Origin of the sequence: Clostridium fermenticellae (assembly GCF_003600355.1) — a bacterium.
In the GTDB taxonomy this organism is placed as follows: domain Bacteria; phylum Bacillota; class Clostridia; order Clostridiales; family Clostridiaceae; genus Clostridium_AV; species Clostridium_AV fermenticellae.
On the sequence record NZ_CP032416.1, the window covers coordinates 2,059,878 to 2,076,674 of the forward strand.

General features: G+C 31.0%; 12 protein-coding genes and 2 pseudogenes. 4 read left to right on the forward strand and 10 right to left on the reverse strand.

Annotated elements, in window-relative coordinates; genetic code table 11:
* Nucleotides 1–87: 87 nt before the first annotated feature.
* The gene (locus D4Z93_RS09625) at nucleotides 88–1,800 is read right to left on the reverse strand and encodes a methyl-accepting chemotaxis protein (protein WP_199798388.1); all 1,713 of its coding nucleotides are present in this window, start codon (nucleotides 1,798–1,800) and stop codon (nucleotides 88–90) included.
* A 329-nt stretch (nucleotides 1,801–2,129) separates the two neighbouring features.
* Here D4Z93_RS09625 and D4Z93_RS09630 point away from each other — a divergent pair, with 329 nt between their 5' ends.
* Together D4Z93_RS09630 and D4Z93_RS09635 are read left to right on the forward strand one after the other, a co-directional pair.
* Nucleotides 2,130–2,723 (forward strand): tyrosine-type recombinase/integrase, encoded by a 594-nt coding sequence (locus tag D4Z93_RS09630; protein WP_119973074.1) that lies wholly within the window; start codon nucleotides 2,130–2,132, stop codon nucleotides 2,721–2,723.
* Nucleotides 2,724–2,958: 235 nt separating this feature from the next.
* The gene (locus D4Z93_RS09635) at nucleotides 2,959–3,888 is read left to right on the forward strand and encodes a methyl-accepting chemotaxis protein (RefSeq protein WP_119973077.1); all 930 of its coding nucleotides are present in this window, start codon (nucleotides 2,959–2,961) and stop codon (nucleotides 3,886–3,888) included.
* 59 nt (nucleotides 3,889–3,947) lie between these two features.
* Here D4Z93_RS09635 and D4Z93_RS09640 read toward each other — a convergent pair whose 3' ends face one another.
* A complete protein-coding gene (locus tag D4Z93_RS09640; protein WP_199798389.1) occupies nucleotides 3,948–4,796 on the reverse strand; it encodes a YitT family protein in 849 nt (282 codons plus the stop codon).
* 171 nt (nucleotides 4,797–4,967) lie between these two features.
* Between D4Z93_RS09640 and D4Z93_RS09645 the strand changes: the two genes are divergently transcribed.
* Complete coding sequence (locus tag D4Z93_RS09645) at nucleotides 4,968–6,269, forward strand: M18 family aminopeptidase (RefSeq protein ID WP_423243048.1); 1,302 nt, start codon at nucleotides 4,968–4,970, stop codon at nucleotides 6,267–6,269.
* On the opposite strand, the gene D4Z93_RS09650 is transcribed toward D4Z93_RS09645, so the two are convergent.
* Both D4Z93_RS09650 and D4Z93_RS09655 read right to left on the reverse strand, forming a co-directional pair.
* Nucleotides 6,264–6,665 carry a DUF1634 domain-containing protein gene (locus D4Z93_RS09650; protein WP_119973081.1) on the reverse strand — a complete coding sequence of 134 codons (402 nt, stop codon included), beginning with the start codon at nucleotides 6,663–6,665 and terminating at the stop codon, nucleotides 6,264–6,266. The two genes, D4Z93_RS09645 and D4Z93_RS09650, sit on opposite strands and share 6 nt — an antisense overlap.
* On the reverse strand, nucleotides 6,665–7,501 hold the full coding sequence (locus D4Z93_RS09655; RefSeq protein ID WP_119973083.1) for a sulfite exporter TauE/SafE family protein: 837 nt from the start codon (nucleotides 7,499–7,501) through the stop codon (nucleotides 6,665–6,667). Before D4Z93_RS09655 ends, D4Z93_RS09650 begins: the two co-directional genes overlap by 1 nt.
* 606 nt (nucleotides 7,502–8,107) lie before the next feature.
* Between D4Z93_RS09655 and D4Z93_RS09660 the strand changes: the two are divergent.
* Nucleotides 8,108–8,713: pseudogene (locus D4Z93_RS09660) on the forward strand (MFS transporter); the annotation flags it as partial.
* A 50-nt stretch (nucleotides 8,714–8,763) separates the two neighbouring features.
* Here D4Z93_RS09660 and map read toward each other — a convergent pair.
* From map to D4Z93_RS09690, 6 genes and pseudogenes are all read right to left on the reverse strand, one after another.
* Complete coding sequence (gene map / locus D4Z93_RS09665; RefSeq protein ID WP_119973086.1) at nucleotides 8,764–9,519, reverse strand: type I methionyl aminopeptidase; 756 nt, start codon at nucleotides 9,517–9,519, stop codon at nucleotides 8,764–8,766.
* A 140-nt stretch (nucleotides 9,520–9,659) separates the two neighbouring features.
* Nucleotides 9,660–10,001, reverse strand: coding sequence for a hypothetical protein (locus D4Z93_RS09670; RefSeq protein WP_243105926.1), 342 nt, complete (start codon nucleotides 9,999–10,001; stop codon nucleotides 9,660–9,662).
* Nucleotides 10,002–10,518: 517 nt separating this feature from the next.
* Nucleotides 10,519–11,913, reverse strand: a complete 1,395-nt coding sequence (locus D4Z93_RS09675) for a GntP family permease (protein ID WP_119973088.1) — start codon at nucleotides 11,911–11,913, stop codon at nucleotides 10,519–10,521.
* Between the two features lie 46 nt (nucleotides 11,914–11,959).
* Nucleotides 11,960–13,513 carry an acyl CoA:acetate/3-ketoacid CoA transferase gene (locus D4Z93_RS09680; protein ID WP_119973090.1) on the reverse strand — a complete coding sequence of 518 codons (1,554 nt, stop codon included), beginning with the start codon at nucleotides 13,511–13,513 and terminating at the stop codon, nucleotides 11,960–11,962.
* Between the two features lie 340 nt (nucleotides 13,514–13,853).
* Nucleotides 13,854–15,560: pseudogene (locus D4Z93_RS09685) on the reverse strand (sigma 54-interacting transcriptional regulator).
* Between the two features lie 215 nt (nucleotides 15,561–15,775).
* Nucleotides 15,776–16,783 carry an electron transfer flavoprotein subunit alpha/FixB family protein gene (locus D4Z93_RS09690; RefSeq protein WP_119973092.1) on the reverse strand — a complete coding sequence of 336 codons (1,008 nt, stop codon included), beginning with the start codon at nucleotides 16,781–16,783 and terminating at the stop codon, nucleotides 15,776–15,778.
* Nucleotides 16,784–16,797 lie beyond the last annotated feature (14 nt).

Sequence of the window (16,797 nt, forward strand, 5' to 3'; positions counted from 1 at the left end):
TTTTTAGGTGACGAATTTTGGAAATATCAGCCGGGGTATAACTTAAGCTTGGAATTACAAACCCCACAGGTACGTTCTTATATTACACTACATTTTAAATTCCTGTACCAATTCATTTAATTTTTGGGCAATTTCCGCTTGATTCTGAGCAGTATCTGCTAGTTGGACTATAGCTTTTGTTGTCTCATCTACGCTGGATTTTATAGTCTCAGAGCTTTCGCTTGACTTTTGATCTGAATCCGATAAATTTTGCACAGCCAAACTAACTTGATCTACAGTAGCCGCAAGTTCTTCTGACATAGACGCTATATTTTCCGACATATTATTTACAAATTCAGAATCATCATGATAATAATTTGCCACATCCATAAATTCTTTAAATTGGGATCCAACATCTTCATTTATAAATTTAAGTATCTCATTTCCATTTTGAGATATACTTTTAAAAGCATCATGTACCTTAGCAATCGTTGATTGAATATCCTCTACTGCTTGTGATGATTGCTCAGCAAGTTTTTTTACTTCTTCTGCAACAACTGCGAATCCTTTTCCCTGGTCTCCGGCCCTTGCAGCTTCTATTGCAGCATTTAATGCAAGCAAGTTTGTCTGTTCAGATATATTAGCTATAGTATCCGCCATTATTCCTATCTTATCTACTACTTTTCCATCCTCTATGGCCTTAACCATATGTTTTTGTTTCTCTGCATATATATTTTCTGTCTTTTCCAGTGCCAACTTTGCCTTTTTTGTTACATCTGTGGCCCTTGTTTCGGATTTACTAGCATTGTTATTTCCATCTACTGCTTTTTGCGATAATTCATTTATACTGGAATTTATTTCCTCAACAGAGGCGGTTATCTCTTCAGATGCTGCACTTTTTTCCTGTATTCCAGCTGATATATCTGATACTGCACTATCTATTTCTTCAGCCTTTGACGATACTTCTTCTACCATTGCAGAAAATTCCTCACTCGACGAACTCATATTCTCAGAATTTGACATTATACCTCTGACAAGTTTTCTTAAATTTTCTTGTACCTTAAAAAGCTCCTGTGAAGTTTTTCCAAACTCATCGGCCCCTTTTATTTCTAATTCATATGATAAATCAAATTTTTCCAGATATTTAGCCTGCCCTATCATTTTATTTAATGATCGACTTATATATCTTGATAAAAGCAATCCAATTACAATAGATAATCCAACTCCAAGTATAGTTAGTATAATTACAATTATAATATTATATAAAAATAAATTATGATTTTGTAAATTTTCCTCTTTAGCAATACTAATATTTTCATCAATTAATTTATTGAGAATAGAGAACATACCGTCCTCTACGTTTCTTAATTGTAAATATTTTTTATTTACTGCATCAAAATCACCGCTGTCAACATAATTAATTATGCCTTCCCTTATACTTGTATAAGTATTACATTGAGTGACAAATGAATTCCATAACTGTTCCTCTGAATTATTCCTGGACAATTCCTTAAATTCTTTAATTATTTTTAAATTTTCATTTTCATTTATTTTTATACTGCTTTTCAATTCTTTATTGGAACTTATATTTTTAACATATACTAACTGTAATAAATCACTTTTTACTTGAGTTAAATTATTCTCTATATGCATAAGCATATAAACACTTTGAAGTCTATTGCTGTACATTTGCTCAGAATTTTCTGCTTCGGTTTTCAATGATAACATTCCTATAATTCCAGTAATAACTAATATTAATGCTATACTAATAAATGATAATAATAATTTTGTTTTTACTCTCATTTTTTTAAAAATTTCCACTAATATTCTCTCCTTATATAATATTTTATAATTAAATTTAATAATATTTATAAAATGTAGCTTTATTTGTATATTTGCAAATACTTTTGACTTATTTTTTCATCTGCTTTATAATTTGTTATACAATATAAATATTTTGTATAAAAAACCAATAGATTAATCTCTATTTAGCTATTATTTTCTAAATAAATACATATTTTTTTATTCTAATTATATATAAAAAGAATTTGATATTTTTTATATAATAGTTGGTTGTTCTAGAATATTATGTTATAATTTATTGTACAAAATATTTATATTGTACCATTATTGTAGAAAGAGGAACATATATGAAAAGAGCAAATGATAAGAAAATTAAATATCTTACCCAAAATGAAACACAACGATTATTTAATACTATTATACATATAAATAGTAAGCATTCATCTAGGGATTTGGCACTCTTTAGAGTTGCATACAGATGTGGTTTAAGAGCTTCTGAAATAGCTTTAATTAAATACGATGATTATAACATTAAAAAAGGAGAAATTTATTGTAAAAGACTCAAAGGAAGCTGCAACAATACTATACGACTTGATATAAAAACAAAAGATGCATTAAATAAATATATAAAAGAAAACAATATATCATCTGGTAGTATATTTAAAAGTCAAAAAGGCAATCCTATATCAAGACAAACACTTGACTACTTAATGAAAAAGTACTGTTTTTATGCAAAAATCAGTGATAAAAGTAAATACCATTTTCATACGATAAAACATACAACTGCAGTACATCTTGCTGAGTCTGACATGGATATAAAAGAACTTCAATGGTGGCTTGGACATAGATCTGTCACAAATACCGAAATATACTTTCAATTTACAACCAGGCAGCAGGAAAAAATGTATTCCAAACTTGAGTCTAGAAGTGAAATGGTTTAAATTTATTATAATATTATATTTTTAGTATTAAAATGCAATGTTGTGGTTATACTATGTATTAGACATATGTCACTTTCCCCAAATTTAAAATTTATAAAATCTATGGTAGAGAATTACCCCAATATTTAAAAATATTGGGGTAATTCTTTTTATTTATAGATAATTAAAAAATAAATATTATAATATAAAAAAATTTATTCAATTTATTGAAAAAAATATTATTTTTAAAAGGGAAATGTTTTTTTCAATAAAAAACAATTCTAAATCAGTTGATGAAAAAGCTATAGAATTAAATTCTTCTGCCGAGTCAGTGGAAACTTCTGCCGGTGAAATCGCTAGTGCAGTCCAGGATGTTGCTACTGGAACAGAAAATCAGTCAAACAGCTCAATAAGTATCAGTCGTACATTTGAACAATTTAGCAAATTCATTACTAAAATCACTAAAGATATAATCAAAGTTCAAGAAAAAACCAAATCAATAAATGATGTGGCAAATAAAAGTACTTCAAACATGGGTGAACTTGTGAAATCAGTAGAAACTATTGAAAATAACTCTAAAAACTTTGGTTTAAAAATAGATACACTAGGAAATAACGTAAATAAAGTAAATGAAATAATTAATTTGATAGATAGTGTTGCAGAACAAACCAATCTACTAGCATTAAATGCTGCAATAGAAGCGGCAAGAGCAGGTGAAGCCGGAAACGGATTTGCAGTTGTTGCGGATGAAATAAGAAAACTTTCTGAACAAACAAAAAATTCTTCAAATGAGATCACTCAAATTCTAAACAATATAACAAATGATACTAAAACTATTTTAGATAGCAATGAATCCATGAATTCAGAATTAAATAATCAATTAGATAAAATAAATCAAACCTTGCTCTCTTTTAAAGAAATAATAGCATCAATAGAAGATATTATTCCCGAAATAAATAACATAACTTCTTCTACTGAACAAATAAATAAATATAAGGATTCAGTATTAACTAATATAGAAACTACTTCATCAATTTCCCAGCAAACATCAACCTCATCAGAGGAAATAGCCGCTTCATCAGAGGAAATGAGTTCGACTGCCCAAGCAGTTTTTTCCACTGTTCAAATATTAAAGGAAATGTCTAATGATATGCTTGATGAGGTAAACAAATTTAAACTTAAATAATATAGAATAATCAAAAGCTGCCACTAATTTTAATCGGCAGCTTTTTACATCGTCCTAGCTTAAACCATACTTGAAAATCCTTCACCTAATACTTCATTTACTTCATTTACAGTTATAAACGCTTTATCATCTATTTTGACTATATATTCTTTTAACCTTAGAAATTGCTTTCTATCAAGTACAGTCGTTATAACTTCATTTTCATCATTTTTATAAGCCCCTTTTGCAGAATATATAGTTGCACTTCTATCTAATTCCTTCATAATATAATTTTTTATTTCTTCTCCCTTTGAACTTATTATGGCAACATGCTTATAAGTATTTAAACTTATAATAACCCTATCAATAATTGTAGAATTTAAGATTATCCCGAGTATTGCATACATACCCTTATCTACACCAAATACTATAGTTGCAAAAATTGCAACAGTAATATCAGGAATAAGTACGCATTTTCCTATGCTTATCTTTGTATACTTATTTATTATCTTAGCTATTATATCAGTTCCCCCCGTAGATGCATTTTTATTAAATACAATTCCCATTCCAGCACCACATATTAATATACCAAATATAAGCTGCATTAAAGTATCATTGCTAAATGATTTTACATTAGGATACATATTCTGCATTATCCATATAATTATAGATATTGAAAAACTACAGAATATTGTTTTTCCACCAAAAACTGGACCTATCACTATAATACCCAATGTAAAGAAAAATATCTCAAAACCCATCATAATCATTCCTATAGGTATATTATGGAAAATACTATTTATAATTATAGCCGCACCACTTATCCCTCCAGCTGCTATATTACAAGGTTTTAAGAAAAAATATGTTCCAAACGCAACTAGAAAGGATGCAACTAACAGCATAGGTATATCTTTTATGTTTTCTTTCAAATAAAATCCCTCCCTATTTTTTATTATTTATATTTTTTATTATTAAATACCCTAAAAATTCTTTCTAACAACAACTTATTCTATAAAATATCATCATATAGTTGTTTTAGAATCAGATTATATTATAATATAATTTAGCAGTATTTTAAAGAAAAGGAGATGTTATCTTTGATTGATTATGATATCAATGAAATAAATGAACTTTTAAATTATATCTATGAAAGTCCAACATCATTTCATGTAGTAAAAAATGCTATTACACTCTTAAAAAAATTTAAATTCAAAGAACTTAGAGAAAGTGATAAATGGAATTTAGAGAAATACGGTAAATATTTTATTGTAAAAAATAACTCCGCACTTATAGCATTTACTGTTGGAACCGGTTCACCTAAAAATGATGGTTTTAAAATAATAGGTGCTCACACCGATTCACCAGGATTTAAAATAAAGCCAAATTCTGATATTAAAGTTGAAAATTCATATATAAAATTAAACACAGAAGTATATGGAGGCCCTATACTAAACACATGGATGGACAGACCACTATCTATCGCAGGAAGAGTAGTATTAAAAAGTGAAAATATCCTTTCTCCTGATATAAAATTAATAAATATCAGAAGACCACTTTTAATTATTCCAAATCTGGCAATACACATGAACAGAGATGTAAATCTCGGTATCAAATTAAATAGGCAAATACACACACTTCCATTATTAGCACTTGCAGATGAAAAATTCAAAGATACAAATTACCTTACTAAAATTATAAGCGATGAACTAAGTATATCTCAAGATGATATCCTTGATTTTGATTTATTTTTATATGAATTTGAAAAAGGAACAACTTTGGGTGCAGGCAATGAATTTATATCTTCTGGAAGACTAGATGATTTAAGCATGGTATACTCCGGGATAAAGGCACTTTGTAGTAGTACTGTAAAATCAAACACAAATGTTATGGTATGTTTTGATAATGAAGAAGTTGGAAGTACAACAAAACAAGGTGCTAACTCTCCAATGCTTTTATCTACTCTAGAGAGAATAAATTTTAACCTCGGAGGAGGCATGGATGAATTTTATAGGGCTATATCAAAATCTTTTATGATATCGTGTGACTTAGGTCATGCACTTCATCCAAATTATCCGGAAAAGTCAGATCCCGTAAATAGACCTGTTATAAACAAAGGACCCATTATAAAAATGGCTGCCAGCCAAAGCTACTCAACAGATGCCGTATCAAGTGCAATATATAAAAATATATGCAGTAAAGCTAAAATACCATTTCAAATATTTGTAAACCGTTCAGATGAAAGAGGTGGCTCTACGATAGGACCCATATCCTCCAGTCATATAAATCTTAACACAGTAGATATGGGACTTGCAATACTATCAATGCATTCAATAAGAGAACTTGCTGGCGTAAAGGATTATATATATGCAATGAAATCCTTCAAAGAATTCTATAACCTATAATGACTTACCCATAGTAAGACTGAACAATAATATCGCAAGTACAAATAATGTTATCTTTACATACAGATAATCATTCTCTTTAAGAAATACAAATATTGAAACAGCAACACGGACTACAGGTGTTAAAATCAAAATATATAAACCAGTGAGCATTATTCCATAAGCTTTAAATGATATAAAGCCCTTAAATATATCGGGAATAGTAGTCGGATAATAATTTCCTGAATATCCACTATTCCCGGTCACTAAAAATTTAAAAAGCCCTACAATAATGATTGCAGCACTTAAAACCACACCTACTCTCAATGATTTTCCTATAATGAGTTCAACTTCTTCTTTCTCTTTTTCAATATTGTTTTCATCTGCTACTTCTTTTTTTATATTTTTACAGTTCATTATCTACCCACCAATCCTTTATAAATCATTTGAAGTGAAATATATATTATAACTGGTATAAATATCTTTCTTATAGTTTTACTCTTGAGTCTCTGCATCAGCCTTCCTCCTAAAGTTGAGCCAATGAGTACTCCAAGTGCCACTGGAGCTGCTATTTTAGGATCTATGTTTCCTCTGGAGAGATAGACTCCGGCACTTGCTGCAGCAGTAACTCCCATCATAAAATTGCTTGTTGCGCTTGATACCTTAAGCGGCAGTTTCATAAATACATCAAGTGCCATTACCTTAAAACTTCCGCTCCCTATTCCTAAAAGTCCGGAAGCCACACCCGCGCAATACATAACAATGAATCCACCAGGTATATTTGACACATTATATGATATAGTTTTATTCAATGATTTATCATAATATTCTCCCTCAAGAGCTAGTTTCTTAGCTAAAGGATCCGACTCAACTCCATTGGGTAATTCATCCTTGCGTTTTTTTACCATTGCAACAGCTGAATAAAAAAGTAATGCTCCAAATATTGCATAAAGATAATCAGGATTTATTATTCCGCCTAAAAATGCACCAGAAATAGCTCCTATTGTAGTTGCAATTTCAAGAAACATTCCCACTCTTACATTAGTTATTTTATCTCTTATGTATCCTACTGCCGAACCACTTGAGGTTGCTATTACAGATATTAAGCTGGCACCTATGGCATACTTAATATCAATTCCAAAAAGTAGTGTCAAAACTGGAGTAACAATCATCCCTCCACCAAGTCCAAGCACTGCTCCAAATACTCCGGCAAAGATTGCGACCAAAAAAATTTTTATTGACATTAGTACCATCTTTATTCCCCCAGGTTATTATCTTACGTTTTTCAACAAAATTCTCCTATTAATATTGTACATTTAACATTATAATATACAAACTTTCATATTAATAATACATATTACATTTTACACCAAAATCATATAGTACAACAGGGAAATCAAATATTTATTCCAGAAGTTTAGCACTTAAAGATTTTTAAGGATGATAGTCCTTTGAATTGTAAGATTTCATGAATATTCACAGTAGAATTAATAAATTCCAATTTCTACTGAAACCTATATAGAAAAAATTTACACAAAGCATTTATTTTTGCTTAGTTGACGAATACCTTTACATGATCTATAATATTCATGTAAAGGTAGAGGATGGAGAAACCTTATAATAAAAGTTTTTCCGTCCTTTTCTTTTTTTATGTAAATATATATTTAATTTTATATTGTATGGCGCCAATACAGTGTAAAAAACAAATTTCAAAATATGCATTAACTAAACTTTATATGAAAGGTGGTATTTTTATATGTTAAATTTTTTGAAACCTTCTCCACATATTGAAAGGCTTCCTGAAGAAAAAATAGATTCAACATACAAAAAATATAGGATTCAGGTATTTTTAAGTATAATTATTTAAACACGTATTAAATAATAAATATCTATGGTTCATAGCAATTGCAAATATATTTGTATACGTTGTCAGATATGGGATTCTTAACTGGTCGCCTATATATTTAAAAGAAGTTGCACATTTAAGTAATTCTGGTGCTGCAATAGGTTTTTCAATATATGAATATGCTGCAATTCCAGGAACAATATTAGTTGGATGGCTAAGTGATAAAGTGTTTCATGGAAGAAGAGCTCCTATGGGAATTATATGTATGATAGGTGATATACTAGCTATTCTTGTTTACTCACATACTACAAACATAACATTATTATTCATTTCACTTGCTGTAATGGGAGCCTTGATATACGGACCAGTTATGCTAATTGGTGTAAGTGCTTTAGATTTGGTTCCCAAAAAAGCATCGGGAACCGCAGCTGGATTTACTGGATTATTTGGATATCTAGGAGGAGAAGTTTGCGCTGAAGCTGTAATGGGTTTCGTTGTAGATAAATTTAAATGGAGTGGCGGATTCAATCTTCTTATTATATGTTCAATACTTTCTATAATATTTTTGGCATTTACATGGAATGTACATGACAGATCAAGAGATTCAGTTAAAGCTTAATAGCTTTTTATAAAAAATGGGCAGAGATATAAAATCTGCCCATTTTTATTTTATAAATTATCCTGATCAGTTAAAATTTGAGGTCCGTCTTTTGTTATAGCTATTGTATGCTCATACTGAGCTGACAGGCTCCCATCTAATGTACGTGCTGTCCATTCATTCTTATCTATAGTAACTCTATAATCACCTATATTTATCATAGGCTCTATTGTTATTACCATTCCTTCTCTAAGTTTTATGCCTCTACCTGGTTTACCATAGTGAGGTACAACTATATCATCATGCATCTTTTGTCCTATGCCATGGCCTGTATAATCTCTTACAACTGAATATCCGAGCGATTCAGCATAAGTCTGTATTTCATAACCTATGTCACCTATTCTGTTACCAACAATTGCCTTTTTTATTCCTCTATAAAGACATTCCTTTGTAACTTTCATGAGATCACTAGCTTCTTTTGATATATTTCCAACTTCATATGACCATGCAGAATCAGCAAGCCATCCATTGAGATTTACAACCATATCAATAGTTACAATATCTCCATTTTTTAAAGGTTTTTTAGTAGGAAATCCATGACACACTTCATCATTTACAGATGCACAAGTCGCATATGGGAAACCCATATAACCTTTTTCTTCTGGTGTTGCATTATGCTCTTTAAGGTATTCTTCTACGAATTTATCTATATCCATAGTAGTTATACCAGGTTTTATCATCTTTTTAATCTCTTTATGGCATGATGCTAATATTTTTCCGGCTTCTGCCATATATCCTATTTCTTTTTTAGTTTTTATATCTATCATTATTTGATCCCTCTATCTTGAATATTATCGTATATATCATTCAAAGTAATTTTAACATACATTAATTTCATATTCAATTATATATGTAGTATAGGGTTCGTAATTCCAAGGCAAATGTAGTAGGAAAAATATATAAATAATTAGTTTTCATACACTTTTGAAAATAATCCTCTTAATTCATTAGCTTCTATACTTTCCTTATTGCCTGATAAAACATTTATCATAGTAAAAATATCTTCGTCTAAATTTTCCCTTTTTCCATTTCCTTTTAAATAGTAATTGCAAACCGTAGATATAAGCCTATCTTCACAACTAATACGTCCCATATAGAAATTACTGTCATAAAATACAAAATCGTTATTTACTATCCGATAATAAGCTCTAACAGCAACATCAAACGCTATTAAAAATTCATTATAGCTGCACTTGCTGTACAACTTATCCAATAGTTTTTCACATTTTTCATACTTATTAATCCTCAAAATAAATACACCTCCCAAAAAACTTCTATTCATTTTAGATTATATTTCTTATATTATTTATAAAACTTTTTTCTCTTTTAAATATAACATATTTGTATGGGGTTTGTAATTCCAAGCTTAAGTTATACATAAGCTGACATTTCCAAAATGTAGGCACATTAAAAAATTTTTTAGTAAGTCCTGGTGAAGTATTTTTGAAAATCTTAGTAGATTTTATATGTTTGAGCCTACGAGTTTATAAGATCTGCTTAGATTTTTATAAATACGAACTTAGACTTACTAGAAATTTTTTAGGTGACGAATTTTGGAAGTGTCAGCTGGAGTATAAACTTAAGCTTTCATTTATAAACCCTATAATAAAATTTACTTTCATTTTTTAAATATTCCCTAATAGTTTATATTAATTCTATCAGTTACTATATAAATCACAATTAAACATAAAAAATAGGGCAATACATCCTATAGACTGTATGTCCTATTTTTTTACATTATTTAATTTTAATAACTAAACAATCAATTAGACAAAATGGAATATACTCTGCATAAAAATTAAAAAGAAACACGTTCCAGCTTTAAGTAAAGTAACTGCAAAAATATCCTTATAAGATTGTTTATGTGTTAATCCTGCAATACCTAATAGTGTAATAACTGCTCCATTATGAGGCAATGTGTCCATACCACCTGATGCCATAGCTGCTACACGGTGTAATAATTCAGGACTTATTCCAGATGCCTGAGCCCAAGACAAATAATGTTTGCCAAACATATCAAGTACAATACTCATACCTCCCGATGCTGAGCCAGTAGTTCCTGCCAAAACGTTTACACTAACTGCCTCAGACAAAAGTGGACTTCCATGTGGATTGATATTTATCAAGGCATGAGCTATAGACTGAAAGCCTGGAAGTGTTTTTATAACATTTCCGAAACCAACTTCTGATGAAGTATTCATAACTGCTAATAAAGACCCTATTGCACCCGCATTTATTGCCTTAGCTATATTACCCTTTATACGGATAGGATTTATTACAAATGCAAGAATGATACCAACAATAAGTGCAATAATAAGTGCCCAGTTATTCATTGTACCAACAACTCCAGCCTTATCCATTGCATAAGGTTTTTGAGTTACCCAAGAAGCTATATTCCAGTGCGGAAACACAAGTTTTTGCAAAATCAAAGTTACAACAAGTACTGAAACTAATGGAATTGCTGATAAAATAGGATTTGGCAGACTGCCTTCCTCAACAATTACAGGTTCATTAGTGTGTCCTTCACCATACCCTTCTCCTGCTGCTTGAGCTTTACGTTTACGAAACTCTAAATAAGTTATCCCCAATACTAAAATAATAATAGTACCTAAAATTCCAAAAACCGGAGCAGCATAAAGGTCCGTATTAAAAAATTTCATTGGTATTGTATTTTGAATTTGTGGTGTTCCCGGGATAGCATCCATAGTAAATGAAAAAGCTCCTAAAGCAATAGTTGCAGGAAGAAGCCTTTTTGGTATATCTGCCTCTCTAAATATAGATGCTGCAAATGGATACACAGCAAAAGCAACAACGAAAAGACTTACACCACCATAAGTAAGAATTGCTGATGACAATACAACTGATAATATTGCATTCCTCTTTCCTAACTTTCCTACAATTGCCTTAGCAATGGATTTTGCTGCACCTGATTCTTCCATTGCCTTACCAAATACAGCTCCCAATAAGAAGAAAGGGAAATATACCTTTGCATAAGAAGCTAAATTAGGTAAGAATATCTCTGTATATGTTGGTAAAAGTGCCATTCCAGAAAATAAAGCAGCTAATAGTGCGAAAACAGGGGCAAAAAATATAACTGAAAATCCCTTATAAGCCATAAACATTAATAACGCCAAGCTTAGAAAAATTCCAAAAACTGCCATAAATAAAAACCTCCATCGATTTATTCATCATTATAGTAGAAATTATCTAACTAATCTTTATACCTACAAGTTCATCTTTAAAAATATTTTCATCCATCATCTTCAATTTTTCTGATATTATAGGTTTAAAATCCATATGAGCCAATATATCTTTTTCTAAATCAACTTCTGGAGCAATTTCTTCCAGAATCAGACCATCCTTAGTAAGTCTAAACACAGCCCTCTCAGTAATATAAAGTACAGGCTGTCCTATATCTGTCGCATATTCTCCACTAAAGGTAATTTGTTCAACAGAATCCAAAAATTTATTGAATCTTCCTTCTTTCTCTATAGATAACATGCCGTCTCCAACTTTGACCTTTAATCCACCAGCGGTAAAGGTTCCACAATATACTACTTTTTTAGCATTTTGTGTGATATTAATAAATCCTCCACATCCTGCAATTCTAGGTCCAAATTTACTGACATTTACATTTCCAACTTTGTCACATTGAGCTAGACCTAAGAAAGCTACATCTAGTCCGCCTCCATCATAAAAATCGAACTGACTTGCTTGATCCAATATACTTTCAGGATTAGTTGAGGCTCCAAAGCTTAATCCTCCTGCTGGCACACCACCTATTCCTCCTGCTTCTACAGTTAAAGTCATCTCATTTCCAATTCCCTCTTCATTTGCAACTATAGCTACTCCTTCAGGCATACCAATTCCTAAATTAGTAATAGCATTAGGCACAAGTTCCATAGCGGCTCTTCTTGCTATTACCTTCCTTTCATCGAGAGGTATTGAAGCAATTGAATCTACTGGCATTTTAACTTCTCCGGAATAAGCCGGATTATATAATTCCCCAAAGGTCTGCATATGATTTTGTGGTTCTGCCACAACTATAGCATCGACATATGCGCCTGGAATTTTAACTTTTCTTGGATCCAGGGAACCTTTTGATACAATTTTCTCAACTTGTAAAATAACTATTCCTCCAGAACTCTTAGCTGCCTGAGCCATTGCAGTTCCATCAAGTGTTGCAGCTTCCTTTTCCAGGGTTGCATTTCCACTCTCATCAGCATAGGTTGCTCTTAGAATCACAATATCTATAGGAAATGCTTTATATAGCAGATAATCCTTACCTTCTATAGTCACAACCTTTACAATATCCTGTTTAGTAACCTCATTAAGTTTTCCTCCCTCAATTCTCGGGTCTACAAAAGTTTTTAATCCAACATGTGTAAGTGTACCTGGTTTTCCGGCTGCTATATCTCTATACAAATGTGATATAACTCCTTGAGGTAAATTGTACGCTTCAATTTTATTATCCAGTGCTAATTTTTGAAGCTTTGGTGTTAGTGCCCAGTGACCACCTATTACTTTACTTACCAATCCTTCATGTCCGAAGTAATTTAATCCCCTATCCTGACTATCACCTTGCCCGGCAGCATAAACCAATGTTAAATTTTTAGGAGTCTTTTTTTCTAAATATCTTTTTTCTACCTCTAAAGTAAGTTCTTCTGGATGACCACATCCTAGGAACCCTCCTACTGCTACAGTACTTCCCTCTTTTATCAAATCTACTGCTTCTTCTTTAGAAATAACCTTTGATTTCATACTTTTTATCCCCCTTCATGTGATCTTAATTTTTTATCATTATATAGAGCAATAATTATGCCAAATCGATAAATTTTAAAAAAATTCTAGTAATTCCAAAAGCCTTGTGATTTCAAGCCTTTAGCAGTATATTTTTTTTCTGTAAAAATTCCTATAAAAATAAAATATAAGTACTGTATATTTAATACACAGTACTTATATTCTATCCTTAACAATCCTGATATTACTTGATTCTTTATAGTGTCTATATAATTTACATGTCAATTCTTTTCACAGTATATTTTGAAAAGATATATCATTCTTTAATATGATTTTTATAATTTATATTAAATTGTTTTTTTCAATTTTCTAATCTATATTCCTCTAATTTCTTGTATAATCCAGCCCTACTTATTCCAAGCATCTGCGCTGTTCTATTTTTATTCCATTTAGTTTTTTCCAGACATTCTGAAATTACTTCTTTTTCAACTTCTCCAATTATATCTTTTAAATATTTTTTATCACTTGCGTATCGTTTAATTTTACATTTTGTTAATTTCTTAGGAAGGTGTTCCAGTTTTATTACCAAATCCGAATCCAGTAAGTTTACTGCTCTTTCAATAACATTTTCAAGTTCCCTGATATTTCCTGGCCAATCATAATTCATCAAACATTGCAGCACCTCTTTAGATATTCCTTCGACATATATTCCTAATCTTTTTGCAACCTTGATTCTCAAAGAATTTGCTAATATAGGAATGTCTTCTTTTCTCTCTCTTAAAGGCGGTAAAACGATTTTCATAACATTAAGTCTATAATATAAATCCTCTCTAAATTTACCCTTTTTAATTTCATCCTCAAGATTTTTATTAGTAGCAGCTATAATTCTAACATCAATTTCTTTTAAAATATTTCCTCCTACTCTTTCAACTTCCCTTTCCTGAATTGTTCTTAAAATTTTAACCTACATATTAATAGGCATATCACCTATTTCATCTAAAAATATGGTTCCCCCATTTGCCATCTCAAATTTACCTATTTTGCCGCCTCTTTTTGCTCCAGTAAAAGCTCCTTCTTCATAACCAAATAATTCTCCCTCCAATAATTCTGATGGTATAGCAGCACAATTAACTTTAATAAAAGGTCCCAGCCATCTTTTACTTGAATTGTGTATTGCGTGAGCAAATAATTCTTTTCCTGTGCCGCTTTCACCCATTATCAAAACATTTGAACTAGTTTTTGCTACCTTTTGACTTAATTTTTTTAATTCAATTATCTTATCTGATTCTCCTATGATATTTTTTATAGAGTATTTTGCTTTCCTCTCCTTTCCTAATTGGTTTTTATATAATTTTACTTCCTTTTTTAAATTATCTATTTTTTTACTCAACATATAAAAATCACTAATATCTTTAAATATAACTTTACCTACTGCACCAATAACCTTGCCATCCCTTTTTACTGGTACACGCATAGCGATCATCTTATTGCCTTTTATATCCTGTATATCTCCTATTTCTAAATTTCCAGTTTGCAGTATTTTATACATCCTTGTATTTTCTATTACATCTTCTACAAACTTTCCTTCAACTTTTTTGCATCCAAGAAATTCTTTATATGATTCACTCATCATTGTTATGATACCGTTTTCATCAACTACAACTATACATTCATTTAAAGTCTTGAGCATTGTATCCAAAATATCTATATGCACTCTATCATCAGTCAATTTTTTCTGCATTTTTTTATGATCAGTTATATCTTTAAAAATAGCTATTGCTCCTTCTATTTTATTATTTACAATTATAGGCATTTTGCTGACCATAAATTCTCTCTCATTTAATAAAAATTTTTTTGATACTTCAAAATTACCTATATCTAGAATTCTAACTAGCTTTGCCTCTGGAACAAACTTTTTCACACACTTACCAATATTTTTTCGGAAATTGATTCCAAAATAACATTCGGCCTTTCGGTTTGCAAAAACCAGGCTACCAGCCTTATTGGTTACAACTACAGCCTCATTAATATTTTCATTTAGTAATTTAAAACATTCTTGTAAAAACATAAAGCATCCTCCCTTTATTAAACTGAATTTTAAATAAAATACTTGAATTCATATATATCATATAAATCTATAGGATCAAATTCTAATACAAACTATACTATTGCTTACTTATTTCCTATAAAGGTCATAAAAAACCGCTGTATTAATATTTTTTTATACTAATACAGCAGCTTCTTACATTGTATATATTTAAAAAGGGAAATCTTTATTGGGTGCTAATTATTATTCATAGCCTTTATCTGTGCTATCATCTCAGGTATTACTTTAGTGTAATCACCAACTATAGCAAGGTCTGCAGCCTGCATTATTGCAGCTGAATCATCCTTGTTTATAGCAACTATATAATCACTGTCCTGCATTCCTGCAAGATGCTGTATTGCTCCGGATATTCCACAGGCTATATATAGATCAGGTCTTACAGTTTTTCCTGTTTGTCCTACCTGATATGCCTTATCTATCCAGCCATTATCTACTGCCGCACGTGAGGCTGATATTGTTCCGCCCAGTACGTCTGCAAGTTCTTTAAGCATGTCAAAGCCTTCAGGTCCGCCAAGTCCTCTTCCGCCCGATACAAGAACCTTTGCATCTCCTATATCTGCAATATTTTTAGCCGATTTTACTACTTCCTGTATTTTTGTTCTTATATCTTCTTCTTTAACATCTATATCTACTTTCTCTATTTTTCCTTTTCTTGATGTATCCTTATCAAGTTTTTCAAATACACCGGGTCTTACTGTTGACATCTGGGGTCTGTTGTCCGTGCAGGCTATTGTTGCCATCAGGTTTCCTCCAAATGCAGGTCTTGTCATAAGAAGGTTCTTTCCTTCTCCGTCTATATCAAGTCCCGTACAATCTGCTGTAAGTCCTGTTGAAAGTCTTGCAGATACCCTGGGTCCGAGATCCCTTCCTATAAATGTTGCACCAACTAAAAGTATCTCCGGTTTTCTTGCATTAACAAGTTCATGTATAACATTTGCATATGCGTCTGTCGTATACTGTTTCAAGTTTGGATTGTCTACACATATAACATTGTCTGCACCGTAAGATACCAATTCTTCTGCCAGATGTTCCACTCCGCTTCCAAGAAGAATGGCAGTTACTTCCTCTCCTAATTTATCTGCCAGTTCCTTTCCTTTTCCTGCTAATTCAAGGGCTACTTTCTGAAGCTTGCCGTCCCTTTGTTCAGCAAATACCCATACACCTTTATAATCTGCTATACTCATGTTTAAATCCCTCC

Excerpts from the sequence above, each read along its gene's own strand:
- D4Z93_RS09630 (WP_119973074.1), top strand. The coding sequence starts at position 2,130 with ATGAAAAGAGCAAATGATAAGAAAATTAAATATCTTACCCAAAATGAA.
- D4Z93_RS09675 (WP_119973088.1), bottom strand. The coding sequence starts at position 11,913 with ATGGCAGTTTTTGGAATTTTTCTAAGCTTGGCGTTATTAATGTTTATG.
- D4Z93_RS09650 (WP_119973081.1), bottom strand. The coding sequence starts at position 6,665 with ATGAACTGTAAAAATATAAAAAAAGAAGTAGCAGATGAAAACAATATT.
- map (WP_119973086.1), bottom strand. The coding sequence starts at position 9,519 with ATGATAGATATAAAAACTAAAAAAGAAATAGGATATATGGCAGAAGCC.
- D4Z93_RS09635 (WP_119973077.1), top strand. The coding sequence starts at position 2,959 with ATGTTTTTTTCAATAAAAAACAATTCTAAATCAGTTGATGAAAAAGCT.
- D4Z93_RS09655 (WP_119973083.1), bottom strand. The coding sequence starts at position 7,501 with ATGGTACTAATGTCAATAAAAATTTTTTTGGTCGCAATCTTTGCCGGA.
- D4Z93_RS09680 (WP_119973090.1), bottom strand. The coding sequence starts at position 13,513 with ATGAAATCAAAGGTTATTTCTAAAGAAGAAGCAGTAGATTTGATAAAA.
- D4Z93_RS09690 (WP_119973092.1), bottom strand. The coding sequence starts at position 16,783 with ATGAGTATAGCAGATTATAAAGGTGTATGGGTATTTGCTGAACAAAGG.